At 62.5% G+C, this 22926-nt stretch carries 23 protein-coding genes; 9 read left to right on the top strand and 14 right to left on the bottom strand.

The window, feature by feature from the left end; all coding sequences use genetic code 11:
• Nucleotides 1-130: 130 nt before the first annotated feature.
• Complete coding sequence (locus tag F0P97_RS26815; protein WP_182285040.1) at nt 131-1069, bottom strand: LysR substrate-binding domain-containing protein; 939 nt, start codon at nt 1067-1069, stop codon at nt 131-133.
• A gap of 53 nt (nt 1070-1122) precedes the next feature.
• On the opposite strand from F0P97_RS26815, the gene mnmA reads away from it, so the two are divergent.
• Entirely contained in the window at nt 1123-2253 is a 1131-nt protein-coding gene (mnmA, locus tag F0P97_RS26810; RefSeq protein WP_003072342.1) for a tRNA 2-thiouridine(34) synthase MnmA, read from the top strand.
• Nucleotides 2254-2267: 14 nt separating this feature from the next.
• Here the strand turns inward: mnmA and F0P97_RS26805 are convergent, their stop codons facing one another.
• From F0P97_RS26805 to F0P97_RS26790, 4 genes are all read right to left on the bottom strand, one after another.
• Complete coding sequence (locus tag F0P97_RS26805) at nt 2268-3464, bottom strand: transcriptional regulator (RefSeq protein ID WP_182285039.1); 1197 nt, start codon at nt 3462-3464, stop codon at nt 2268-2270.
• A gap of 57 nt (nt 3465-3521) precedes the next feature.
• Complete coding sequence (locus F0P97_RS26800; protein ID WP_232538074.1) at nt 3522-5402, bottom strand: sensor histidine kinase; 1881 nt, start codon at nt 5400-5402, stop codon at nt 3522-3524.
• A gap of 21 nt (nt 5403-5423) precedes the next feature.
• On the bottom strand, nt 5424-6116 hold the full coding sequence (locus F0P97_RS26795; RefSeq protein WP_034347946.1) for a LuxR C-terminal-related transcriptional regulator: 693 nt from the start codon (nt 6114-6116) through the stop codon (nt 5424-5426).
• Nucleotides 6117-6177: 61 nt separating this feature from the next.
• Nucleotides 6178-6396, bottom strand: coding sequence for a hypothetical protein (locus F0P97_RS26790; protein WP_182285037.1), 219 nt, complete (start codon nt 6394-6396; stop codon nt 6178-6180).
• Between F0P97_RS26790 and F0P97_RS26785 the strand changes: the two genes are divergently transcribed.
• The gene (locus F0P97_RS26785) at nt 6395-7087 is read left to right on the top strand and encodes a TerC family protein (protein WP_182285036.1); all 693 of its coding nucleotides are present in this window, start codon (nt 6395-6397) and stop codon (nt 7085-7087) included. The two genes, F0P97_RS26790 and F0P97_RS26785, sit on opposite strands and share 2 nt — an antisense overlap.
• A 74-nt stretch (nt 7088-7161) precedes the next feature.
• Here F0P97_RS26785 and F0P97_RS26780 read toward each other — a convergent pair whose 3' ends face one another.
• The 4 genes from F0P97_RS26780 to F0P97_RS26765 form a co-directional block, all read right to left on the bottom strand.
• Nucleotides 7162-7587: a barstar family protein gene (locus tag F0P97_RS26780; RefSeq protein WP_003072350.1), complete on the bottom strand. Its 426-nt coding sequence runs from the start codon at nt 7585-7587 to the stop codon at nt 7162-7164.
• A 142-nt stretch (nt 7588-7729) separates the two neighbouring features.
• Nucleotides 7730-8149: a ribonuclease domain-containing protein gene (locus tag F0P97_RS26775; RefSeq protein WP_182285035.1), complete on the bottom strand. Its 420-nt coding sequence runs from the start codon at nt 8147-8149 to the stop codon at nt 7730-7732.
• 177 nt (nt 8150-8326) lie between these two features.
• On the bottom strand, nt 8327-9850 hold the full coding sequence (gene putP / locus F0P97_RS26770; RefSeq protein WP_198424705.1) for a sodium/proline symporter PutP: 1524 nt from the start codon (nt 9848-9850) through the stop codon (nt 8327-8329).
• A gap of 127 nt (nt 9851-9977) precedes the next feature.
• The gene (locus tag F0P97_RS26765) at nt 9978-12446 is read right to left on the bottom strand and encodes a penicillin-binding protein 1A (protein WP_182287322.1); all 2469 of its coding nucleotides are present in this window, start codon (nt 12444-12446) and stop codon (nt 9978-9980) included.
• Between the two features lie 266 nt (nt 12447-12712).
• Between F0P97_RS26765 and F0P97_RS26760 the strand changes: the two genes are divergently transcribed.
• On the top strand, nt 12713-13198 hold the full coding sequence (locus tag F0P97_RS26760; protein WP_182285034.1) for a glutathione peroxidase: 486 nt from the start codon (nt 12713-12715) through the stop codon (nt 13196-13198).
• Nucleotides 13199-13264: 66 nt separating this feature from the next.
• Here the strand turns inward: F0P97_RS26760 and F0P97_RS26755 are convergent, their stop codons facing one another.
• Nucleotides 13265-14176, bottom strand: coding sequence for a LysR family transcriptional regulator (locus F0P97_RS26755; protein ID WP_182285033.1), 912 nt, complete (start codon nt 14174-14176; stop codon nt 13265-13267).
• 131 nt (nt 14177-14307) lie between these two features.
• Between F0P97_RS26755 and F0P97_RS26750 the strand changes: the two genes are divergently transcribed.
• The 3 genes from F0P97_RS26750 (at nt 14308) to ycaC (ending at nt 16682) form a co-directional block, all read left to right on the top strand.
• The gene (locus F0P97_RS26750; RefSeq protein ID WP_182285032.1) at nt 14308-15228 is read left to right on the top strand and encodes a pirin family protein; all 921 of its coding nucleotides are present in this window, start codon (nt 14308-14310) and stop codon (nt 15226-15228) included.
• Nucleotides 15229-15317: 89 nt separating this feature from the next.
• Nucleotides 15318-16013 (top strand): hydrolase, encoded by a 696-nt coding sequence (locus tag F0P97_RS26745; protein ID WP_182285031.1) that lies wholly within the window; start codon nt 15318-15320, stop codon nt 16011-16013.
• A 39-nt stretch (nt 16014-16052) separates the two neighbouring features.
• On the top strand, nt 16053-16682 hold the full coding sequence (gene ycaC, locus F0P97_RS26740; RefSeq protein ID WP_182285030.1) for an isochorismate family cysteine hydrolase YcaC: 630 nt from the start codon (nt 16053-16055) through the stop codon (nt 16680-16682).
• Between the two features lie 103 nt (nt 16683-16785).
• On the opposite strand, the gene F0P97_RS26735 is transcribed toward ycaC, so the two are convergent.
• Entirely contained in the window at nt 16786-17196 is a 411-nt protein-coding gene (locus tag F0P97_RS26735) for a winged helix-turn-helix transcriptional regulator (RefSeq protein WP_182285029.1), read from the bottom strand.
• Between the two features lie 163 nt (nt 17197-17359).
• Here F0P97_RS26735 and F0P97_RS26730 point away from each other — a divergent pair, with 163 nt between their 5' ends.
• On the top strand, nt 17360-18367 hold the full coding sequence (locus F0P97_RS26730) for a zinc-dependent alcohol dehydrogenase family protein (RefSeq protein ID WP_182285028.1): 1008 nt from the start codon (nt 17360-17362) through the stop codon (nt 18365-18367).
• Between the two features lie 880 nt (nt 18368-19247).
• On the opposite strand, the gene F0P97_RS26725 is transcribed toward F0P97_RS26730, so the two are convergent.
• From F0P97_RS26725 to F0P97_RS26715, 3 genes are all read right to left on the bottom strand, one after another.
• Nucleotides 19248-20312: a PAS domain-containing protein gene (locus F0P97_RS26725; protein WP_182285027.1), complete on the bottom strand. Its 1065-nt coding sequence runs from the start codon at nt 20310-20312 to the stop codon at nt 19248-19250.
• Entirely contained in the window at nt 20305-21123 is an 819-nt protein-coding gene (locus F0P97_RS26720) for a hypothetical protein (RefSeq protein WP_182285026.1), read from the bottom strand. The genes F0P97_RS26725 and F0P97_RS26720 overlap by 8 nt, the downstream gene beginning before the upstream one ends.
• Nucleotides 21124-21370: 247 nt before the next feature.
• Nucleotides 21371-21946, bottom strand: coding sequence for a flavin reductase family protein (locus F0P97_RS26715; RefSeq protein WP_182285025.1), 576 nt, complete (start codon nt 21944-21946; stop codon nt 21371-21373).
• Nucleotides 21947-22049: 103 nt separating this feature from the next.
• Here F0P97_RS26715 and F0P97_RS26710 point away from each other — a divergent pair, with 103 nt between their 5' ends.
• On the top strand, nt 22050-22424 hold the full coding sequence (locus F0P97_RS26710) for a VOC family protein (protein ID WP_003072386.1): 375 nt from the start codon (nt 22050-22052) through the stop codon (nt 22422-22424).
• 252 nt (nt 22425-22676) lie between these two features.
• Entirely contained in the window at nt 22677-22919 is a 243-nt protein-coding gene (locus F0P97_RS26705) for a hypothetical protein (protein ID WP_182285024.1), read from the top strand.
• The last annotated feature ends 7 nt before the right edge of the window (nt 22920-22926 follow it).

Here is a 22926-nt window from a genome sequence, read left to right as displayed (position 1 = left end):
TGCCATGAGGTATGAGCTTCACATGACAACAAAGTTGCTGTGGAAATTACGTAAGGCCTGAGCCTTGATTTCCCGGCATCGCCCATGGAAAGCCAGCGTCGCATTCATCCTCTGCCCGGAATACGGGGGCTCAATCCGTCAGCGACGCGCCCCGCCAGACTCCCGAATGCACCAGATGGCGCGCGCAGTCCGTCAAGACAACGCGTGCCGCCAGGGCGGCGGGAGAGAGCTCGTCGTCCGACAGGCTGCACAGGGCGGCCTTGCGCCGCACCGAGTCATCGGCTATCTGGGACCACTGAAAACGCTCGGCTGCATCACGGTACATGCCCACGGCTGACCAGGGCTGGACCGTGGCGCCCATGCCGGCGTCGACTGCTTCCATCAGCAGGGTCAGCGAGTCGATCTCCATGGCCATCTGCGACTGGAAACCGGCACTGGTGAACGAGGCCATGATGGAGCTGCGCAGGCCGTGGCTGCCCGAGGGCAGGATCAGCGGCACTTGCTGCAGCTGCTCCAGGCTGATGGGCACTTCATGCTGAATCTGCGGCGCCACCGGTTGCTGGCGCGACTGGATCAGAAACAGCTGCTCTTCCAGCAGAGGCATCACGCTCCATCGTCTGGCGCTCTGAGTATCGAAAAGGATGGCCAGATCCAGCTGTCTGGCGTTGAGAAGACTCGTCAGATGCCCTGAGAGGGCCGACACCATGTGCAACCTCACCTCGGGGTAGCGCTCGCGCATGGCTCGCATCAGCGGCAGGCCCAGTACCGAGGCAATCGTGGGCGACAGGCCGATGCTGACGGCACCCGACAGCCGCGCCTGCTGGGCCGCGTGAATGGCCTGCTGGGCATGGCGCAGGGTCAGCTGGGCCTGATGGAAAAAGGCCTGGCCGGCCTCGGTAGGAGTGACGCCACGCGGTGTGCGCTGCAGCAGCCGCGTCGAGAGTTCGGACTCCAGGCGGCTGATCTGCTGGCTCAGCGCCGACTGCACCATGTCCAGATCCAGCGCTGCCCGGCTCATGGAGCCCAGTTCAACAATTCGTACAAAGTAGCGTAGCTGGCGCAGTTCCATGGCAAATCCTCACGCCCGCAGCAGTTGACGGGCGCTGGGATAATCGCATACCTATGAGCAACAAGCAGCGTGTCGTGGTGGGTTTGTCGGGCGGTGTGGATTCCGCCGTCACCGCCTATCTTCTCAAAAAGCAGGGCCACGAGGTCGTCGGCATCTTCATGAAGAACTGGGAAGATGACGACGACAGCGAGTACTGCTCGTCGAATATCGACTTTGTCGATGCGGCGGCCGTGGCCGACGTGATCGGCATCGAGATCGAGCATGTGAACTTTGCCGCGGACTACAAGGACCGCGTGTTTGCCGAGTTCCTGCGCGAGTACCAGGCCGGTCGCACGCCCAACCCGGACGTGTTGTGCAATGCGGAGATCAAGTTCAAGGCCTTCCTGGACCACGCCATGCGCCTGGGAGCAGAAAAGATCGCCACCGGCCACTATGCACGCGTGCGCCAGAATCCGTCCACCCAGCTGTTCGAGCTGCTCAAGGGCCTGGATAACAGCAAGGATCAGAGCTATTTCCTGCACCGCCTGAACCAGGCCCAGCTGTCCAAGGCCATGTTTCCCGTGGGCGAGCTGCACAAGACCGAGGTGCGTCGCATCGCCGAAGAGATCGGCCTGCCCAATGCCAGGAAGAAGGACTCTACGGGCATCTGCTTCATTGGCGAGCGCCCGTTCCGCGACTTCCTGAACCGCTATATCAGCAAGGAGCCGGGTCTCATCCTGGACGACCGCAACCGCAAGCTGGGCAAGCATGTGGGCCTGTCCTTCTACACGCTGGGCCAGCGTTCGGGTCTGGGCATTGGCGGCGTCAAGGAAAAGGGCGCCGCCCGTGGTGCGGGCGACCATGCGCCCTGGTTTGTGGCGCGCAAGGAAATGGACAAGAACATTCTGCGCGTGGTGCAGGGCCATGACCATCCACTGCTTCAGTCGCATGCCTTGCTGGCCGATCAGGTCAGCTGGGTGGCCGGCCATGCCCCGGCCGAGGGCAAGGCCTACGGCTCCAAGACCCGCTACCGTCAGCCCGATTCGCCTGCGCTGATTTCCCAGGCCACGGATGCAGGCTTTCGCCTGGACTTTCCAGAAGCGCAATGGGCCGTCACCCCTGGTCAGTCCGCCGTGCTCTATGACGGCGATGTCTGCCTGGGAGGCGGCATCATTGCGCAGGTCGATCCTGCGGCCGCTAGGTAATCGCTAGGTAGGCGCTAGTAATCGCGGTTTTCATCAAACCACTGCTGGGCCTGCTCATCCGTCAGATTCAGTGACAGTGCCGCAGGCAGTTGTGCCAGTTGCTGCACGGCCAGCCCCAGGTCTTCACGCTCGCTGGTTTCAATGCCTTTGACTGTGTTGAAGCGGGCGGCAAAGGTCGTCAGTGCAGCTTGCACATGGCCAAGGCTGCTGGCTTTGCCAATTTCTCGTTCGGCCAGCTCGTAAGCTGCATGCGCAATCCTGGCGCGGGCTGCGGGCCAGCCCGAAAATGGCCGCCCATATTCCTTGGCCCACCATTCAGGCTTGCGCAGCTGGCTGACAGATGTGTAGCCGGCCCAGGGTCGTGCCTTGGTGCGCTCCTTGAGCTGCTGGCGCAGGCGTTTTCCGGCGGCTTCTTCCACGTTGTAGGCGATGAAGAAGTCCAGCTCCGGCCAGGTTTGCAGCGCAGGCAGTCCCGACAGATTGCGCATAAAACGCAGTGATAGCGCCTTGAGCTGCGTGCATGAAGAAAGCTGGGCCAAATCGCTGTGGTTACCCCACAGGGAGAGCGATTCCAGCTTCGAAAACTGCAGCAGGTTTTGCAGCGAAATGGGTTGTTTTCCTGCGCCATTGCTCAGCTCCAGCGTGGCGACCTGTTTCAGGCTGCCCATGTCGGGCAGCTGAAAGGCTTCGTCGGCCGGGTTCTTGCTGGTGGCCGGGCTCAAACTCAGGCTTTCAGGCAGGCCTGCGGTGACGGTGATTTGCTCCAGATTGCCCTGCAGATGAAGGCGCATGCCCTGCTGCGGCAGCTTCAGGTGGATGTGGCCCTGATTGCCCGCTTGCAGATGAATGCTCAGCTCGCGAATCTGTGACTGGCTGGCGTCGATATGTACATCCTGCAGCAGCTGCGGGTGCCAGCTGAAGTTTTCGATAGGGCGCAGTTGCGCCCACGTGAAGAAGCCGCTGTCATTGCCCGTGTAGTAGAAGCTGCGCGGCCAGGGTGAGCCAGCGGGCGTGGCAAAGGGGTCAAAGCAGGACCAGAGCACGCAGGCGTCGACAGGCAGCCACAGGTCCGCTGTTTTCAACAGCGTCCTGGGGCCAAGGGTCAGGCTGCCCTGACCGGGGCTGGTTTTGAGTCTGTGCGGCGCGTCAGGCGTCAGCTCAAGGGTGAAGACGCCGTCTTCATACGGTGTTCCGTCGATAAGCAGGGGCATGCAGAAAGCTTAGCGCAGTTACCAGATGCTCTGGGGAGACGACGCGGAGCTCTGTACTCAGGTGTGGCGCTGTACCTTGCCGAACAGTGGCAGGCTCGCCTGCAGTTCGGTGCGGCCGGGGCGTGACTGTATGACCAGAGTGCCTTGCAGGCGCTCCAGTCGCGCCAGCATGCTGCGCATGCCAACGCCCATGCTGTTGATCTGTGTGCTATCCAAATCAAAGCCTGTGCCGTTGTCCTCGATCTGCAGCTGCAACTCCCTGGAGTCGGGAGTCTCCAGCCGAACCTGGACCTGGCTGGCGCGGCTGTGCTTGATGACATTGGTCAATGCCTCTTCCAGCACACGGGTCAGCGTCAGGCACTGAATGGGGCTGGGCGCGTGAGCCCAGTATTCGGGCAGACGCCACTTCACCTGAATGTCCAGCTCCTCGAACAGCCGTGCAAAGCGGTGGCGCAGCGGAGCAAGCCATTGCATGGGTGTCTCGGGAACCTGGATGGCGGCGCTGGTGCCGGTATCAATCATCTGGCGCAGGTCGTCACGCATGAGCTTGAGCATGGACAGAACCTGGGCATTGGGCAAAGGGGTGCTGCTCTGCTCGACCAGGGCAATGGAGCGCACCAGAGATCCGCCCAGACCGTCGTGCAGATCCTGGGAAATGCGCAGACGCTCCTGCAGGCGGGAGTGGCTCAGAGCCAGATGGTGTTCCCTCTCCAGGGTCTGGCTCAGGTCGTCACAGGCCTGTGTGACGGTGAGACTGAGTTCGTGGTTGAAGTGCTCGATGCGGCGCATATTCCACACGACCTGTCGCCCCAGCAACCACGCGATCACCAGCATGCTCAGCAAGGTCGTGTAGGGAATCAGCGTCAGATTGTGATCCAAGGCCTTGGTCAGCAGCAGCAGGTCATGCACGCCGATGGCCAGGTAGAGCACGAAGCAGAGGCTGAAAACGATGTGGGCTGGCGTGCGTGTCTGCAGCGCGCGCAGTGGAAACAGCAGGCAGACCAGAGCGCAAAGACAGAACATCAGCAGCCAGACGGCCCGGCTCAGCGCTACCTGTGCATCGGGCACAGACAGTGCGAATACAGCACAGAGGCTGCATATGCCGGCCAGCGTACGTTCCAGGCGTATGAGGCGCAACTCCGCAAAACGCAGCGTAAAAATGCAGAAAGTGTAGGTAAATGCAATGAAAGCCAGAAGATTTCCCTTGGCAAAGGCCGGCGTGCTGCTGAAGGGCCAGGGATCAGTCATGACCATAAAGCAGAGCATCAGTGCCCAGCACATCAGATTGAGTGCGTACCAGCCATAGAGTTTTTGATTGCGGTTGTGGAGCCAGGCAAACGAAAACAGCAGGCATAGCACCAGGCTGACCGTGATGCAGACCATATAAATGGTGCGCAGGTTCCAGGTGGCTTGTGCCGTCCATTGCTTGAGTTCGGCTGGATGGCCTATGCGCAGCCGTCCCAGGCCTGGCGTCTGGCTGCTGAGCCCGTGGACGCGCACCCAGATGCTGTTGCCCTGCTCCTTGAGCAGCGCCTTGGGCAGCAGCCAGTAGCGTGGCATATTCCAGCTGCGGCTCAGCGGCTCCACCAGCGCTTGATCGCGCCAGATCAGTTCTGAATTCACGAACACCTCGCCCGCCATCACGATATTGACGACGGCCAGCGCCACGGGCTGATCGCGCCCGCAGGGGCTCTCCCAATCGATGCGGTACCAGGCTGCACCGTCATAGCCGGGCCAGCGCTGAGTCCAGTCATCCAGCCCCTGCACATCCACCCATTGCAGCAAGGCCGCATCGGGTGGAGGCCCCTCGGGCAGTGCCTTGGCCGATTGGCGGGCCACAATGCGCGGTTCACAGAGCTGGTCCTGAGGCCTGAGCTCCTGTGCCCAGGCCACGCCGCAACTCCAGCCCATGACGAGCGCAAATATCAGGCGGAGCATGAGAGCCGGCCGCTTGATCATTCAGCTAAGCAAACCGCGTGCCCGGGCCTCGCTGACCGCCTTGGTGCGCGAAGGCACGGCCAGCTTGCGGTAAATGTTCTTCACATGGCATTCCACGGTGTAGCGCGAGAGAAAGAGCGACTCTGCGATCTCCCGGTTGGTCATGCCGTCTGCAACCAGCTTGAGGATCTGGATTTCGCGGGCGCTGAGTATGGCTTCGGGCGGCATCTCCTTGTGCGCTTCCGTGGGCTGGGAAGGCTGCAGCTCGGCAATGATGCGCCGTGCAATGAAAGGGTCGATGGGCGCGCCGCCGCGCAGCACGCTGCGTATGGACAGGGTGACCTCCAGGTCGTCGCGCTCCTTGAGCACATAGCCGTTGGCCCCGGCGCGCAGCGCCGAGAGAATGGCGTCTTCAGTGCTCCATGCCGAGATGACCAGAATTCCCATGCCGGGGTCGGCGGCCCGCAACTGGCTGATCAGCTCTATGCCGCTGCCGTCGGGCAAGCCCAGGTCCACCAGTGCCATGGCGACCGGATGCTCCGCCAGCCGGGCGCGTGCCTGCCCCAGGGTTGCAGCAAAGATGAGAGCATCATCCGCATATCCGAGGCCATGCAAAATGCTTTCCAGCCGATTGCGGATCAACGGCTCATCCTCCACCACGATCAAGGGGCTGGGGAGAATGGACTCTGTAGGGAGGGAAAAAGTCTCTGCCATATTGTGTGAGGTGCCGCTGGTTTTCGTATCCCACTGTTACCGAGATCAAGTCGCTTGGCTATCACTGAAAACTGGTAATTTGAGGTGCCTGCGGAGTCTGTCCCAAAACGGAAGCGAACTCCGTGGCCTGCAATTCCCATGACGTCAGAAGCAATACGCCGACAGCGGCTCCAAGAGGCAGTTGGCTAAACTTCCACGCATTGATCACGCCTGGCTTTGCAATGCCGGGCGTTTGTCCGTTCAAGGTGCAACGGACAGAGAACTCAGGAATATTTTCCATGGATGCCATGCTCGGTGCCGATTTCTGGATCGGCTTGTTCAAGATCGTCTGGATCAACATCATTCTCTCGGGTGACAACGCGGTGGTCATCGCTCTGGCCGCACGTGGCCTGCCGCCGCAGCAGCAGAAGAAAGCGGTGCTGTTCGGCTCCGGCGCCGCCGTGGTGTTGCGTATTGCCTTGACAGTGGTGGCAGCCAAGCTGATGCAGCTGCCATTCGTCGAGGTGATCGGTGGCCTGCTGCTGCTATGGATTGGCGTGGGCCTGCTCAAGGGCGAAGATGAAGGAGAGGATTCCGGCAGTGTGGCCAGGCAGGGCATGATGGCTGCCGTTCGCACCATTTTGCTCGCCGATCTGGTCATGAGTCTGGACAATGTGATCGCCGTGGCTGCTGCAGCGGGCGGCGATATGCTGCTGCTGATTCTGGGCCTGGCCATCAGCATTCCGCTGGTCATCTTTGGCTCCACGCTGATGATCAAGCTGATGGAGCGTTTTCCGGCCATCGTCACTTTGGGCGCGGCACTGATTGGCTGGGTGGCCGGCGAAACCATCACCAGCGACCATATGCTCGAAGGTTTTGTACGGACCAATCCCTGGGCGCATTACGCAGCGGCCGCCTGTGGCGCCGTGCTGGTGATTGCAATGGGCAAGTGGATGCAACTCAAGGCCGCAGCTCAGGGCCGCCCCGCCTGAGCCTTTGGTTCTGAAAGCAAAAACGCCCGCATTCAAGGCGGGCATTTTGTGTTGTGTGCGCCGCAGCAGCCGACCTACAGGAATGAGTAAAAGCAGCGGAAGGGAATCTTGCGCTCTGCCCAGAAGTCCGCAGTATCGCGGAACACGTCCAGCAACTGCTCGCGCACTTCCTTGTCGAACTTGGGAGTGGTCGGAATCTGGTCGAGCACCACCACAAAACCGGGTTGCGGGCCGGATTTGTTGATCGGGTCGGTCATGCAGTCATAAAGCGCATCCCAGTTCTTGCCAAAGTGTGCCGGCAGGTAGAACTGGGTGGACAGCAGCTCGAAAACATCGGCCTTGGTCTGGGCATGGGCCAGATTGGCATAGAGGAAATGGGAGCCCAGCGCCTCTGCTGCTGCCTGAAGATCAGGAATGCGATAGGCGCGAATGGATTGCACGATGTTCGGGCGAACATTGCGCAACGGTGTTTCCGAGGGCTTACGAAGTGGCGTGTCCATCTCCGTGATTCTTTCTAAAAACATCAAAACTGGTGGCAGAGTCGGTACTGACAGCGCTGCAGGCTGTCTGCGCAAACCGCCGCTGCGGAATTCAAGAGGTCAAAAGCCGCTGTATGGCGGGCCTGGAGGGCATCTTTTAACTTCATTGGACGATTTGCTGAAAGCTGTTGTAGTGGTCGCCAGTGTAGAAGCAGGCATCGGGAACCTGGGGCTGCAAGCCGCCACAGACTATGCGTCGTGCACCCCGGTTTTTCGCGCCTGGCGTGCGCACGGTGTATTCGCGGTAATAGCCTCTGGCCTGGCGCGGAAGTATGCGCTCACGGTTGCCGAAAACTGTGCCGTCCTTGTCGCTGGAAAACGGACCGCCCTGGAGGATTCGCCCATAGGTGGTGCGGCCTTCGCGCGGCAGATCGGCCAGGCTCACGGTCTCAAAGCCGGGAACGGTGGCACCGACTTCGGGCGCTTTTCGCGCCAAAGCCGCAGGGGATGCCAGCGCAAAAGCGGCACCCAGCATCAACGCTAAACCCGTCTGATATACCTTGGCTGCAGCGGCCTTGAGCATTCACTAAACCTTTCAGAATCTCAGGTAATGCCTGAAATTTCGACCCGCAAGTGTGACGGATAGGCCCTGAAAATGCAAGTTGCGCCTATTTTTTGTGCAGCCTGGAGAGCGGTTTTCGACGACAAAAAAGCCCTGGCGGCATGGCCGGGCAGGGCTTGGGCAGGGGCGTGACAGCGTTTATTCGCCGTGGGCAGCGATTTCAGCCTCCACCTCGCGGTGTTTGGCCGTGATCGTGGCCGAAGGTCCTTTGTCCAGCAGGCTGACCACTATGATTGCGATAGCGGACAACGTAAACCCGGGAACGATTTCATAGAGCCTGAACCACTGGTAATGCTGCCAGACCAGCACCGTGACCGCGCCCACAACCATGCCGGCCAGCGCGCCGTTGCGCGTCATGCGGGCCCAGAGCAGGGAAATCAGCACCAGCGGGCCGAAGGCGGCGCCAAAACCGGCCCAGGCATTGCTGACCATGCCCAGTACCTTGGCCTTGGGGTCTTGCGCAATGAGGATGGCTATCACGGCAATGGCAAACACCATGGCGCGGCCGAACCAGACCAACTGCTTCTGGCTGGCGTTTTTGTGCAGAAAGGTCTTGTAGATATCTTGCGTGAGGGCGCTGGAGCAGACCAGCAGCTGGCAGGACAGGGTGCTCATCACGGCCGCCAGCACGGCGGCCAGCAGCACGCCGCTGATCCAGGGGTTGAACAGCAGCTTGGCGACTTCCAGGAACACGAGTTCATGGTTGCCGTTGACGTTCACCGCGATATCGGGGCGGCTGGCAAAGAAGGCAATGCCGAAGAAGCCCACGGCCACGGCGCCGCCCAGGCACAGCACCATCCAGCTCATGCCGATGCGGCGTGCGTTGGGAATGGTCTTGATCGACTCGGCCGCCATGAAGCGCACCAGAATGTGGGGCTGGCCGAAGTAGCCCAGACCCCAGGCCAGCAAGGAGACGATGGCGATCGCTCCCTGGCCCTGGAACATATCGAAGGCACCGCTGCGCGCAGTTTCGATGATGGCACTGCTGGCACCCACGCCGCCGTCGGCATAGATCACCATCAGCGGCGCCATGATCAGCGCGGTGATCATCAGCGAGGCCTGGATGGTGTCGGTCCAGCTCACGGCCAGAAAGCCGCCGATGAACACATAGGCCATGGTGGCCACGGCGCCTACCCACAGGGCTGTCTGGTAGTCCATGCCGAACATGGACTCGAACAGGCGGGCGCCGGCGACCACGCCGGAGGCGCAGTAGACGGTGAAGAACACCAGAATCACCAGCGCCGTGACGATGCGCAGCAGGCTGCTGCCATCCTCGAAGCGGTTGGTGAAGTAATCGGGCAATGTCAGCGCATTGCCCACCTTCTCGGTATAGACGCGCAGGCGTGCCGCGACAAAGCGCCAGTTGAGCCAGGCACCGATGCACAGACCGATGGCAATCCACGAGGCCGACAGGCCGGTGGCAAACACCGCCCCGGGCAGGCCCATGAGCAGCCAGCCGCTCATGTCCGATGCCCCGGCCGACAGGGCCGTGACCACCGAGCCCAGACTGCGCCCGCCCAGGATGTAGTCGGACAGGTTGGACGTGGCTTTGTATCCCGCCCAGCCTATGAGCAGCATGCCCAGCAGGTAGATGGCAAAGGTGACGATGGTTGGCGTATTGGCGGTCATGTCGGCTCCGGGTCGGCGCAGCGCTTTCGGCATGTGGGTTTCATGCCCGGCGAAAACAAATCCGCCAGCGGCCTCCTGGTGGGAGGCCTGCTGGCGGGTATCGGTCTGCAATTGGACCAGTTATTCGACAGCCCAGTGGGGCATGTGGCTGAAAACCGCGCTATGGGCTGTCTTGCGGCGCATTCAGCGGCGCCGCTGGCGGCAGCGGTGTGCCTATATCGCTCCAGCTTGAAGGCGCGGGAGTTCTGGCCGGTGCCGGCATCATCTCGCCGGGTGCCAGTCCGGGGCTGCTGTCGAGATCAGGCGGCTGGGCGCCGCTGTCGGCCGGCGCCGGCTGGCCGCCGGTCGAGGGCGGCGCTGCAGGCGTGCTCTCTATGATGTCGACCTCGCTGCCATTGCTCCTGTTGGGCGCTGGATGGGTAGGTGCTGTCGGCGCTGTGCGATCGGGGTCGTTGCCCTCATCTGCGGGCCCGCTCCATTCCTGAACCTTGTCGCGCAGGCGGCCGACCAGATCGCTCCACCAGTGGCTGGTGTTGGGCTCGGTGAACCGGGCCTTGGCATTGAGCAGCGGGCTGCGCATGGCGCGCGACATGAAGTCACCCACCATGGGCAGGGCGCTGCGCGAGCCCTGGCCCCACTGGTCGCTCCGGAGCGTGATGCGCGCATCGTTGAAGCCGGCCCAGGCGCCGGCCACGATCTGCGGGTGCATGAGGATGAACCAGCCGTCGGCATTGCCCTGGGTGGTGCCGGTCTTGCCGGCCACATCGGCGCGAATGCCGTACTGCTTGCGAATCGCGCGGCCCGTGCCCTTGTCGATCACGGCGCGCATCATCTCCAGCAGACCGTAGTTCTCCTCCTCGTCCCAGACCTGATCGGGCTTGGGCGGGGTGAATTCGGCCAGCAGCTCGCCATCGGCATTCTCGATACGGGTGACCAGCTGGGGCGGGATGTAGCGACCGGAGTTGGCGATGCTGCCGTAGGCGTTGACCATTTCCAGCAGCGTGACGGGGCTGGAGCCCAGTGCCAGCGAAGGCACGGGCTCCAGCGGGCTCTGGCGCACGCCCAGGCCGCGGGCCAGCTTGATGACGCGGTCCATGCCCACTTCCTGGCCCAGCTCGGCAGTGATGGTGTTCTTGGAATAGGCCAGCGCATCGCTGAGCTTCATGGGCACGCCCGTGGGCTCGACGGCGTCGCTGGGGCGCCAGACTTCGCCGCCGGGCAGCTGGATTTCCACGGCTTCGTCCTTGCGTGTGTCATCGGGCCTGGCGCCGCGCTGCAGGGCTGCGCCATAGACAAAGGGCTTGAAGGTGGAGCCGGGCTGGCGGCGTGCCTGGGCCACATGGTCAAACGCATCCTGGGCATAGTCGCGGCTTCCCACCCAGGCCAGAACGGCCGAGGTGCGCGGGTCTATGGCCAGAAAGCCGGCCTGCACGCGGGTCTTGTCCTCGCGCAGCTGCCTCATGAAGGCCTTGTCGGCCAGCAGCTTCTTGAGCGCCTCTTCCTCGCTGATGTCGGAAGGCCTGCCACTTCTGGCGAGCTTGCGAAAGGCTTCCGTCTCGCGCACCAGCTGCAGCACCAGGGCGTTCTCGGCGCTCCAGCCGTCGCGGTGGCTCCAGTTGTTGTTGGCAATGCCCTGCAGCGTATGCATCTGGCGGTTCACGGCCTGCTGCGCCCAGGTCTGCAGACGCGAATCCAGAGTGGTGCGCACCACCAGACCGTCGGTATAGATGTTGTAGTCGTGCTTGTCGGCCCAGGCGATCAGCCATTTGCGCAGCTGCTGGGAAAAATGCGGCGCCATGCCCGTGGGTTCCTCCTGGCGCTCGAAGTCCAGACGCATGGGGCGCTTCTTGAGGCGCTCGAACTCATCGTCCTTGAGCTCGCCGCGCTTGACCATCTGACTCAGCACGGTGTTGCGCCGGGCAATCGCGCGGTCGGGGTTGATCACGGGGTTGTAATAGGCATTGCCCTTGAGCATGCCCACCAGCGTGGCGCTTTCCAGCACCGTGAGCTTGGCCGCCGGCTTGTCGAAATAGGTGCGCGCCGCCATCTCTATGCCATAGGCGTTGTAGAGAAAGGGCACGGTGTTCAGATAGGTCTCGAGAATCTCGTCCTTGGTGTAGAGCGCCTCGATCTTGAAGGCCGTGATCGCCTCCTTGAGCTTGCGGTTCACATTGCGGGCGCGGCCGATTTCCGTGGGATAGAGATTGCGTGCCAGCTGCTGGGTGATGGTGGAGCCGCCCTGGGGATTGCCGCCCAGCGTATGGATGACCGAACCCACGGTGCGCGTGAAGTCCATGCCATGGTGCTCGTAGAAACGATGGTCTTCGGTGGCCACGAGTGCCTTGACCACGGCTGGCGAAATCTGCTCCAGCGGCACCCACTGGCGGTTGCTGCGCTTGAACTCTCCGATCAGCTTGCCGTCGGCGCTCAGGATCTGGGCCGGTTGCTCGAGCTTGGCCTTGCGGATGTCGCTGATGCTGGGCGTGAACGGAATCAGCAGCAGCACATAGACGACAAACAGCACCGGCAAGGCCGCGGCAAACCACCGCCATTCACGCCGCGTCGGCCAGCGACGCCACCAGGGCAGGGCCGCAATGCGCTGGCCGGCAGTGCTGGCGCGAGCGCGCATCCACAGAGCCGTGGCCTGAGCTACCCATTTTTCTTTCAATTCGTTCAAGGACAAACGCACGTTGCAAGGCAGCCCGCCAAGGGCCGCAAGAAGGCAAGACTGCGAAGAATGCCCAAAAAACAGGCGCTCTGCTTGCGGGGATCGGTTTTTCTATGGTCGCAGCCCCGGTATTGTCTCCGTGGCGTGGCTGCGCAGGCTTGTTTCCAATGGTGAGATGTTTTGCCGACGGCCTTAAGCTTGGGGCTTCACTTTGGCGGGAGATCAGCATGGCAAACAGCGTTTATGACTTTGAAGCCACCGACATCCAGGGGCGCAGCATTCCTCTGTCGCAGTACCAGGGCAAGGTATTGCTGATCGTGAATACCGCCAGTGCCTGCGGCTTCACGCCCCAGTACAAAGGCTTGCAGGCACTGCACGAGCAATATGCGGACCGGGGCCTGGTGGTGCTGGGCTTTCCCTGCAACCAGTTCGGTGCCCAGGAAAAAGGCTCGGATGACGAGATCGCGAGCTTTTGCGAGCTGAACTTCGGCGTCAGCTTCCCGCTCATGCACAAGATCGAAGTCAACGGCGACGGTGCGCATCCGCTGTACCGCTGGCTCACCTCTGAAGCGCCGGGCGTGCTGGGCACCAAGTCCATCAAATGGAATTTCACCAAATTCCTCGTGGGCCGCGACGGGCAGGTGATACGCCGCTACGCGCCCCAGGACAAGCCCGAGAAGCTGGCGGACGATATCCAGGCGGCTCTGGGCTGATGCTTTAGCTATCGTTTCGATAGCTTGCGGCGCTTACCCAGAAATTGCTGCAGGCGGTTTTGATGCTCATTCTTCCGACAAGGTCCTGAAGGACTGGGCCAGATGGTCGAGCAGGGCGCGCACGGCGGGCAGCTGACCGCGACGCGAGGCGTAGACGGCGTGGATGATTTCGGAGCGCGGCTCCCAGCCCGGCAGCACCTGCACCAGCGTGCCGCTGCGCAGGTCCTCGCGCACGAACATGCTGGGCAGCTGGACCACCCCGGCGCCCAGCAGAGCCGCATCGCGCAGGGCCAGCATGGACTGCGTCACCAGCCGCGGCTGGTGCCTGACCTCGGCGCGCACGGCGTCGGGTCCGTGCAGCACCCAGCGGTGGGTTTCCTGCAGGCCGCCCATGTCCAGGCTGGGCCAGGCCGACAGGTCCATGGGGCCGCCGGGCTGACCCAGGCGCTGCAGCAGCTCGGGTGCGGCCACCAGGCATTGCCGGCGCTCTGCCAGCGTGCGCAGCACCAGATCGCTGTCCTGCAGCGGCGGCGGGCGCACGCGCAGGGCCAGATCCAGCCCCTCGCCGACCACGTCCACGCGCCGGTTGGTCTCGTCTACCTGCAGCTCCACGCGCGGGTACTGGCGCATGAATTCGCCCAGCATGCGACCCACGCGTGAGGCCAGCAAGGCCACGGGGCAGCTCATGCGCACCTTGCCGCAGGGCTCGGAATGCACCAGCGCCACCGACTCTTCGGCGGCCTCGGCCTCGGTCAGCATGGCGCGGCAGTGCTGGTAGTAGCGCTTGCCCACCTCGGTCACGGCAAAGCTGCGCGTGGAACGCAGCAGCAATTGCGCGCCCAGGCGCTCTTCGAGCAGGGCCACGCGGCGGCTGAGCTTGGACTTGGGCAGCCCCAGGGCGCGGCCTGCAGGTGCGAATCCACCATGCTCGACCACCTGGGCGAAGTAGTAGAGCTCGTTGAGATCGGGCAGCTTCATCGTTTTAAAAATAGAACTCTGAGGCTGAATATTGTGGGCTACTCAAGTCATCGTTCCAAATTCATACTTTCTCCATGTTCAACGCCTGCGGCATCCACAGGGACCGCAGGCCAGCCGCAAGGAGAAATGTCATGCTCAAGAAAATCCTGGGTGTCTACGAAGCTCCCCGACCCCACTGGGTGGGCAATGGCTTTCCGGTGCGCTCGCTGTTCAGCTATGGCGACCACGGCAGGGCCCTGAGCCCCTTTCTGCTGCTGGATCACGCCGGTCCCCAGAACTTCACGCCCACCACGGTGCGGCGCGGCGTGGGCACGCATCCGCACCGCGGCTTCGAGACCGTGACCATCGTCTACGAGGGTGAAGTGGCCCACCGCGACTCCACGGGCGCCGGCGGCACCATCGGCCCCGGCGACGTGCAGTGGATGACGGCGGCCTCGGGCATCCTGCACGAGGAGTACCACTCCGAAGCCTTTGCCAAGAGCGGCGGCCCGCTGGAGATGGTGCAGCTGTGGGTCAACCTGCCGGCCAGGGACAAGATGTCCGCCCCCGGCTACCAGACCCTGCTGAATGCCGACATCCCGCAGGTCGCGTTGGCGGACGGTGCGGGTCATCTGCGTGTCATTGCCGGTGACTACCTTGGCAGCGAGGGGCCTGCCTATCGCGGCCCGGCGAAGACCTTCACGCCCATTGATGTCTGGGATGTGAGGCTGAACGCCGGAGCAGCCACCGAGCTGCAGGCCCGGGCCGGCCGCACGCTGGCGCTGGTGGTGCTGCACGGCACGCTGCTGGTCAACGGACAGGAGATTGCCCGCGCCGGACAGCTGGTGCATATGGATCGCGCTGCGGACAGCGTGCATCTGGAAGCCAGCAGCGACGTCACGCTGCTTTGGCTGTCAGGCGAGCCGATTGACGAGCCCGTGGTCGGCTACGGCCCCTTCGTCATGAACAGCGACGAGGAAATCCAGCAGGCGCTGGAGGACTTCCGCAGCGGCCAGTTCGGCCGCATTCCGGCGGCCGAGCGCCATGCGCCCACGGCCGTGCCGAACCACTGAGCCCTCAGTGCCACCGTATCCCCGGCCCTGCAGCGATGCGGCCGGGGAGCGAGACCTCTGCCTTCGCACCCAACTCCAAGGAGACTTCCATGAGCATCCAGACCGCAGCCATCCCCGCCAATTTCAACGGCGCCAAGCCCGTGATTGATCCCGACAACGTGGCCATGCTGCTGATCGACCACCAGAGCGGCCTGTTCCAGACCGTGCAGGATATGCCGTTCACCACGCTGCGCCGTCTGGCCAGCACGCTGGCCAAGATCGCTTCGCTGGCCAAGATCCCCGTGATCACCACGGCCTCCGTGCCTCAGGGCCCCAACGGTCCGCTGATTCCCGAAATACACCAGAACGCACCTCACGCCACCTACGTGGCACGCAAGGGCGAGATCAATGCCTGGGACAACGAAGACTTCGTCAAGGCCGTCAAGGCCACGGGCAAGAAGCAGCTCATCATCGCCGGCACCATCACCAGCGTCTGCATGGCCTTTCCCTCCATCGCTGCCGTGGCCGATGGCTACCAGGTGTTTGCCGTCATCGACGCGTCGGGCACCTACTCCAAGATGGCCGAGGAAATCACTCTGGCCCGCATGCTGCAGGCCGGTGTGGTGCCCATGGATACCGCGGCCGTGGCCTCGGAGCTGCAAAAGACCTGGAACCGCGACGACGCGGCCGAGTGGGCCCAGGCCTATACAGGCATCTTCCCCAACTACCAGTTGCTGATTGAAAGCTACGCCAAGGCGCAGGAAGTGATCCAGAACCACGAAGTGCTGGATTCCCGGCGCGTTTGATTTTCCTCACCCCCTCCACTACCTCTGAAGGAGATCGTCATGAGCAACAAACCCTATATTCGCCTCGACAAGGACAATGCCGCCGTGCTGCTGGTGGATCATCAGACCGGCCTGCTGTCCCTGGTGCGCGATATCGACCCCGACAAGTTCAAGAACAATGTGCTGGCCCTGGCCGACATGGCCGAGTACTTCAAGCTGCCCACGATTCTGACCACCAGCTTCGAGATCGGCCCCAACGGGCCCCTGGTGCCCGAGCTCAAGCAGAAATTTCCCACGGCTCCCTATATCGCCCGTCCCGGCCAGATCAATGCCTGGGACAACGAGGACTTCGTCAAGGCCGTCAAGGCCACGGGCAAGAAGCAGCTCATCGTGGCCGGCGTGGTGACCGAGGTCTGCGTGGCTTTCCCCGTGCTATCGGCACTGGCAGAAGGCTTCGAGGTGTTCGTCATTGCCGATGCCTCTGGCACCTTCAACAGCATGACCCAGCAGGCCGCCTGGAGCCGCATGGAGCAGGCCGGCGCCCAGCTCATGACCTGGTTCGGCGCGGCCTGCGAGCTGCACCGCGACTGGCGCAACGATATCGAGGGCTTGGGGACTCTGTTCTCCAACCACATCCCTGACTACCGCAACCTGATCAACAGCTACACCACGCTGACCGCCGGCAAGTAAGCCCTGCTGCTTCAGACCCAAGCCCGCAAGCTTTTGCAGCCTGCGGGCTTTTTGCTGTTGATTTATTGGAATTGATAGCTGTTGACGCTTGATGGGTAGGCGTTCAAGCCTGTTTCTGCTTCAAGTCTGGAAGGCAGCTTGCGCTGTTCTGATCTGTGTCATGCATGGGCTCGGCCTCGGCCTCGGCCTGAGCAAAGTTCTTGCTGTATGCGATGCCCCAGTTGCGCATGGCGATCAGCACCGGCTGCAGGCTGCGGCCCAGCTCGGTCAGCGCATAGTCCACGCGCGGCGGCACTTCGGCATACACCGTGCGCTCCACAATGCCGGCCTCTTCCAGCTCGCGCAGCTGCAGCGTCAGCATGCGCTGGGTGATGCCGGGGATGGCACGGCTCAGCTCGCCAAAGCGCTTTTTGCCATGCAGCAGCTGGAACAGGATGATGGGCTTCCAGGTGCCGCCCATGACCGACAGCGTCACCTCCACGGCGCAGCCGCTCTTGCTGTTCAATCGTTTCATGGGCACCTCGCTGCAGTTCTGGACGCCAACATCGTAGCGCCGGCCCGTAGTCATGCATTGCTTACATTTTTAATACTACCCAACAAATATGTTGGTACTGGCGGCTGGAGTGCATAGACGGCACCATGCAGAGCATCTGTTTCACCCTCTTGAGGAGCACTCCATGAAAGTCATGCAACTGGCCGCCCCCGGCGGTTTTGAAAACCTGAAGCTTGTCGACCTGCCCGCACCTGCGGCGCCTGCTGCGGGCGAGATCCAGGTGCGTATTCACGCCAGTTCGCTCAACTACCACGACCTGGGCGTGGTGCGCCGCCCCGGCGCGGCGGCCGACGGCCGCATTCCCATGGCAGACGGCGCTGGTCTGGTCACGGCCGTGGGCGCAGGCGTGACGGAATTTGCCGTGGGCGATGCCGTGGTCTCCACCTTCTTTCCGCAATGGCTGTCGGGCCGCCATGTGCCCTCCGACTTCCAGCTCGTACCCGGCGACGGCGTGGACGGCTTTGCACGCGAGTTCGTGAACCTGCCCGCCACCAGCTTTACCCATGCACCCAAGGGCTGGAGCCATGCCGAGGCCGCCACGCTGACCACGGCCGGCCTCACCGCCTGGCGTGCGCTGGTGGTGGACGGGCATCTCAAGGCCGGCGACACCGTGCTGGTGCTGGGCACGGGCGGCGTTTCCATCTTTGCGCTGCAGATGGCCAAGAGCATGGGCGCCACCGTCATCGCCACCACCTCCAGCGCGGCCAAGGCCGAGCAGCTCAAGGCATTGGGGGCCGATCTGGTGATCAACTACAAGGAGCAGCCCGAATGGGGCGACGCCGTGCTGGCCGCCACCGGCGGTCGCGGTGCCGACATCGTGGTCGAGGTCGGTGGCCCCGGTACCCTGCCTCAATCCATTCGCGCCTGCGCCGTGGGCGGTCATATCGCGCTGATCGGCGTGCTGACCGGCTTTGCGGGCGCCGTGCCCACGGTGGAGATGATGCGCAAGCAGCAAACCCTCAAGGGCCTGATCGTCGGCAGCCGCGAGCAGCAGCAGGACATGGTGCGCGCGCTGGAGAACTTCGGCTGGAAACCCGTGATCGACAGCCGCTATCCACTGGAGCAGATGGTGGCGGCCTTCGAGCACCAGGCCGCTGGCAGGCATTTCGGCAAGATCTGCCTCGAATATTGATAGCTGATGGCGCTTTGTGCGCCTGGGTTTGAGGCTGATTGGGCATGTGGTTCTTGGTGGGCCGCATGCCCTTCTTGTTTTGATAGCTGTCAGCTCTTGGTTTGCCTTGTGCTAAGTTCGATTTGGCTTGAGTTTTTTGTTCCGGGGACATGCCTTGTCGGCTGACAGAAGGCGGGTCTCGGCCCGCCAGCCGACCTACTTTCTTCGCAAGAAAGTAGGCAAAGAGCCAGCCCCTGCTGCCCACGACCCTCCGCTTCGCTGCGGGCAACCTGCGCCGTCAAGCTCTTGGGGCTGTGCGGCAAAACTCACTTCGCGCTTTCAGCGCTCCGTTCAAACAGGTCGCCGCAGATTGGATGACGATGCAGTTGCACTCTGCGGTGCAACTGCCAGCCCCAAGAGCTTGCCGTCGCCGGCGTGGGCAAAAGGGGCGAGATACCCAAAGATAGCTTCAATCAAATTTGATAGCTGCAACCGCAATTTTTGATTGGGCTAGAAGCCAATTTCGTCATAACTCTTGCAGGCCGCCCGCTCCCGCATTCCCCCGTGTGTCTGCGCCTGCGGCACGCGGTTCAGGCTGCGGGTATTGGCACCGAAGAGTGCCAATGCAGCGTGCTCTGACTTGCGGCAACCTGTTTGAGCGGCGCGCGAAGCGCAAAGCGAGTTTTGCCGCACCGCAGACTGAATGGCGTGACGCAGGTTTGCCCGTAGCGAAGCGTAGGGACGCGGACAGTCGGGGCACGTTCTTTGGTTACTTTCGTGCGTGAACACGAAAGTAACTCGCCTGCCGGGGCGAGACCCGGCCTCAGAACTCAAACCAAGCAAGGTGCTAAAAAGAATAGCTATAGCCGTAAGCTAGGCAAGCCCTAAAGCGCAAAAAAGCTCAGTTCTCAGCCCCCAACACCACCTTCGCCGTCAAAGCAGTCCGCCCCGGCGACGACTCAATCCCCAGCAGTCCACCGACCCGCGCAATGCGCACCGCCATGGAGCGCATGCCTAGGCCCAGGCCCGATGCATCCACGGCCTGCACATCGAAGCCTACGCCGTCGTCCTCGATCTCCAGCAGCAGCTCCTGCGCTTGAGGCTGCACCAGCGACAGGCGCACATGACGGGCCTGGCTGTGCTTGATGACGTTGGTCAGCGCCTCTTCGATCAGCCGGGTCAGAGCCAGGTATTGCAGCGCGTTGGGTGGCTGGCTCCAGCTTTGCGGAAACTGCCAGTCGCAGCGCACACCCAGGGCCTCGAACAGGTCGTTGAAGCGGCGGCGCAAGGGGGCCAGCCATTCCTGTGGAGTGGCGGGCACGCGCACCTGGACCGAGGCGTTGCTGTCTATGCTCTGGCGCAGATCGTTGCGGATGAGCTTGAGCATGGACAGCACCTGGGGCCGGGTCAGGGCATCGCTGCCCTGCTCGACGGACGCAATCATATGGACCAGCTCGCTGCCCAGGCCGTCGTGCAGGTCGTGGGTCAGGCGCAGGCGCTCCTGCAGGCGCGCGTTGGAGAGTTTCTGGGCCTCGAGCTCGGCCCGCAAATGCTCGGATTTTTTCTGCTCTGTGATGTCGAAGGTGAAGCCGATCAGCGCTGTGGGCTGGCCCTGTTTGTCGCACAGCACATGCACGACTTCCTTGACCCAGACAAAGCGGTTGTCGCTGGTCAGCGCACGGTACTCGGCCTCGTGATCCACGCCAGCCAGGCAAAGCTCCACGCAGCGCGAGACGGTTTGTTCGCGCTCGTCGGGGTGGATGCGTTCGGCCCAGTCGTTCACGGTCTCCCAGCTCTCGGGACTCCAGCCCAGCAGATCAGCGATCTGCGGGCCGATATAGCTGTATTTCTTCGTGGTCCAGTCAATCTTGAAGGGAATCGCCAGGGTGGACTCCAGCAGCGTCTGGTAGAGGCCGTTGTCCGTGTCGGGTTCAAGGGTACGCAGGCGGGGGCGGGCTTCAAGCATGGGACGCTCCTGTCAGATCGAGAAGAGGGTGGGTGGTGGGCAGCTCGTTCCAGAACCAGTAGAAATAGCCGCCCTCGGTCTGCAGCAGGGTCTGGGTTTTGACGCTGGATCGCTCTATCCCGCGCCAGCAGGCCAGGGCCGCATTGCGGTTGCCGTGCAGATCCAGGCAAGTCTGCCCGGGCAGATTGGGCCGGGGAGGCACATACAAGGCCATGCCACGCGGCAGCCAGAGGTCGGCGAGACAGATTTTCTGCTGCTGTGGCCAGTACTTTCCCACCGAAATCACCAGCGGCAGGTGCGGGTCGATGGAGGTGAAGACATGCGGGAAATCGTGATGCTCGAGGTCGGTACAGACCTTGCCCAGCAGGCGGTAGCCGGTGCCCTCATAGGGCGAGCGGTGCCCGGCAAACATGCCGTACTCATAGTCGACCAGCGAAAGATGCGGCTGTGGGCTGGTGATGCGAATTCCCTGGCCCGGTTCTATCAGCGTCATGCCGAATGCCGCTGCAGTTTTATGCGTGGCTGCAATGGCCTTGTACTCGACCCGATCGGCCTGGAACTCCAGTCTGGTCTGATTGCCGTACTTGGGGTCCGGGTAGGTGGTGGTCGCAGAAAGGACGCGGTATGCGTTGCCGAGGGCGGCATTGGGGTCGCTGGTGGCAGGCTCCATCAGCTTCAAGCCTGTGGGCAGCTCTGCGCAATAGTGCGGGAACCCGTGGATATTGCAGAAAAACGGTGTCTGCGACAGATCGACCGACGTCGGCGCATCTTCCTTGATGAACAGCACGGGATCAAAAAACTCTTGCGCCATGGCCTGTCACTTCACGGTGATTGATAGCAGAGATCGTTGCCCTATGCGGCGGTACGGCACCTGCAGTCACGGGTTGTTTGATATGTCAGTCAGTGATGCAGTCTAAATCAAGGCGGTTACAAATACCCGGGTGTGCAGGCGCTGCGGGCCAGGGCGCCTGAGGGTGTCCGTGGCTGTCACGGCAAAGTGCGCATTATTTTGATAGCTGCCATCGCTTTATGCATAAGCGATGCAGCCATGAAACCTTCTATTTCACGAGCACCGATTCGCCAATCGCGAAGAACTGCCCGCCCGCCACATAGTGCAGGGTGCGCAGTTCGGCAGGCGCGGAGCCGAACTCCCAGTGTCCATTGCGGAACACGCGTTCGTCGGCCCAGGCTGCCACGACTTCGGCGATGAACAGGTCATAGCTTTGCTGGTTATGCGGCTCGGGGATCAGCTTGCAGACCAGCCAGGCTGCGCAGCCTGCCACCAGCGGTACAGCCAGGCCCGGTGCGTCGAAAAGCTGCACGCCATGCTTGGCGAGTTTGTGAGGTTCGGTCGCTGCGCTGTCCGTACCTATGCCCACCGTCAGGGCGGCCTGGGGCACGGTGGGCAGTTGCAGGGCGAAGAGGCCGCTGCCCTCGACCAGCGCACGCGTGCGCGTGGCCTTGTCGAGCACCACGCTGATCTTGGGCGGTGCGAAATCGAGCGCGCAGGCCCAGGCAGCGCTCATGGCGTTGCGCTCGCCCGCATGCTGGGCCGAGACGATGACCGTGGGGCCGTGATTGAGCAGGCGGTAGGACTTGTCCAGGGGAACCGGGGTGAAATGGTCTGGCAGCATGGTGGGCTGAAAATGGGTGACAGAAGAGGACGGCAAGCTCCCGTTACGATGGCTTGCCTATTTCCCATCTTCGCCCGAAACAGGGCTTTTCCAGGAGACAACCATGTTTAGCCACATCATGCTGGGTGTAAATGATCTGGAGTCCAGCAAGCGCTTTTACGACGCACTGCTGGGTCAGCTGGGCATTGCGCCCGGCGTTGCCAACAAGAACCGCTTCTTCTATCGCAGCCCCACGGGCGTGTTTGCCATCTCCACACCCATCAACGGCGAGTCGGCCAGCTCGGGCAATGGCGCGACCACGGGCTTTCTGGCACAGTCCACCGATCAGGTGAATGCGGCCCATGCGGCGGGCCTGGCAGCGGGCGGCGTGTCTATCGAGGACGCGCCGGGCTGGCGCGGCGACTCCATGTATCTGGCCTATCTGCGCGACCCCGACGGCAACAAGATCTGTCTGGCCTATCGCCCCGCGAAGGCCTGATCGAGGCCGACTGAACCAGGGCCGTGCAAGCGGCCTTTTTTGTCTTCAGCGGTGGGGATCAAAAACAGGAGCTTTCTGCGCTTTCAGGGCAAGGCCTTGAGCCCCGAATGGCAATATGGGGCGCGGTCATGCCCGACCTGCAAGCGGTGATGCTGCTTTGGCCCCCGGTGCAAAACCGGGGCAGGCGGCACAATGGCTGTTTTGCAGCGCGGGCAGACGTCCGGGGCCTGCACCACATTCAGTAGTTTTTTCATGACCAACACCTCCACTCCTGCCGAAGACCATCTGTGCGACGCCTGTGCCGGCATTCAGCGCAACTGGCGCAAAGCCCCCGGCCATGCCGAACTGATGCAGCGCGGCAACCGCAAGGAGGAGCGAGGCTCGAGCACGGCGACGGTGACCCGTTATGTCTGCGAGCGCTGCGGCACGGTGTGGGACTACGAGAACAACAAGCAGGACCAGCGCAAGGGCTGGTCGGTAGTGGGCCGGGTTTAACCCTCTC

Source organism: Comamonas testosteroni (assembly GCF_014076415.1).
In the GTDB taxonomy this organism is placed as follows: domain Bacteria; phylum Pseudomonadota; class Gammaproteobacteria; order Burkholderiales; family Burkholderiaceae_C; genus Comamonas; species Comamonas testosteroni_F.
This window is presented reverse-complemented; position numbering and strand designations above follow the sequence as displayed.

What these genes read in the sequence shown, in the direction of transcription:
- F0P97_RS26815 (WP_182285040.1), bottom strand. Translation starts at nt 1,069, where the DNA reads ATGGAACTGCGCCAGCTACGCTACTTTGTACGAATTGTTGAACTGGGC.
- putP (WP_198424705.1), bottom strand. Translation starts at nt 9,850, where the DNA reads ATGCCGAAAGCGCTGCGCCGACCCGGAGCCGACATGACCGCCAATACG.
- F0P97_RS26715 (WP_182285025.1), bottom strand. Translation starts at nt 21,946, where the DNA reads ATGCTGCCAGACCATTTCACCCCGGTTCCCCTGGACAAGTCCTACCGC.
- F0P97_RS26735 (WP_182285029.1), bottom strand. Translation starts at nt 17,196, where the DNA reads ATGAAACGATTGAACAGCAAGAGCGGCTGCGCCGTGGAGGTGACGCTG.
- F0P97_RS26730 (WP_182285028.1), top strand. Translation starts at nt 17,360, where the DNA reads ATGAAAGTCATGCAACTGGCCGCCCCCGGCGGTTTTGAAAACCTGAAG.
- F0P97_RS26795 (WP_034347946.1), bottom strand. Translation starts at nt 6,116, where the DNA reads ATGGCAGAGACTTTTTCCCTCCCTACAGAGTCCATTCTCCCCAGCCCC.
- F0P97_RS26710 (WP_003072386.1), top strand. Translation starts at nt 22,050, where the DNA reads ATGTTTAGCCACATCATGCTGGGTGTAAATGATCTGGAGTCCAGCAAG.
- F0P97_RS26765 (WP_182287322.1), bottom strand. Translation starts at nt 12,446, where the DNA reads ATGCGCGCTCGCGCCAGCACTGCCGGCCAGCGCATTGCGGCCCTGCCC.
- mnmA (WP_003072342.1), top strand. Translation starts at nt 1,123, where the DNA reads ATGAGCAACAAGCAGCGTGTCGTGGTGGGTTTGTCGGGCGGTGTGGAT.
- F0P97_RS26720 (WP_182285026.1), bottom strand. Translation starts at nt 21,123, where the DNA reads ATGGCGCAAGAGTTTTTTGATCCCGTGCTGTTCATCAAGGAAGATGCG.
- F0P97_RS26785 (WP_182285036.1), top strand. Translation starts at nt 6,395, where the DNA reads ATGGATGCCATGCTCGGTGCCGATTTCTGGATCGGCTTGTTCAAGATC.
- F0P97_RS26790 (WP_182285037.1), bottom strand. Translation starts at nt 6,396, where the DNA reads ATGGAAAATATTCCTGAGTTCTCTGTCCGTTGCACCTTGAACGGACAA.
- F0P97_RS26805 (WP_182285039.1), bottom strand. Translation starts at nt 3,464, where the DNA reads ATGCCCCTGCTTATCGACGGAACACCGTATGAAGACGGCGTCTTCACC.
- F0P97_RS26760 (WP_182285034.1), top strand. Translation starts at nt 12,713, where the DNA reads ATGGCAAACAGCGTTTATGACTTTGAAGCCACCGACATCCAGGGGCGC.
- F0P97_RS26750 (WP_182285032.1), top strand. Translation starts at nt 14,308, where the DNA reads ATGCTCAAGAAAATCCTGGGTGTCTACGAAGCTCCCCGACCCCACTGG.
- F0P97_RS26800 (WP_232538074.1), bottom strand. Translation starts at nt 5,402, where the DNA reads ATGCTCCGCCTGATATTTGCGCTCGTCATGGGCTGGAGTTGCGGCGTG.
- F0P97_RS26780 (WP_003072350.1), bottom strand. Translation starts at nt 7,587, where the DNA reads ATGGACACGCCACTTCGTAAGCCCTCGGAAACACCGTTGCGCAATGTT.
- F0P97_RS26745 (WP_182285031.1), top strand. Translation starts at nt 15,318, where the DNA reads ATGAGCATCCAGACCGCAGCCATCCCCGCCAATTTCAACGGCGCCAAG.
- F0P97_RS26775 (WP_182285035.1), bottom strand. Translation starts at nt 8,149, where the DNA reads ATGCTCAAGGCCGCTGCAGCCAAGGTATATCAGACGGGTTTAGCGTTG.
- F0P97_RS26705 (WP_182285024.1), top strand. Translation starts at nt 22,677, where the DNA reads ATGACCAACACCTCCACTCCTGCCGAAGACCATCTGTGCGACGCCTGT.
- F0P97_RS26725 (WP_182285027.1), bottom strand. Translation starts at nt 20,312, where the DNA reads ATGCTTGAAGCCCGCCCCCGCCTGCGTACCCTTGAACCCGACACGGAC.
- ycaC (WP_182285030.1), top strand. Translation starts at nt 16,053, where the DNA reads ATGAGCAACAAACCCTATATTCGCCTCGACAAGGACAATGCCGCCGTG.
- F0P97_RS26755 (WP_182285033.1), bottom strand. Translation starts at nt 14,176, where the DNA reads ATGAAGCTGCCCGATCTCAACGAGCTCTACTACTTCGCCCAGGTGGTC.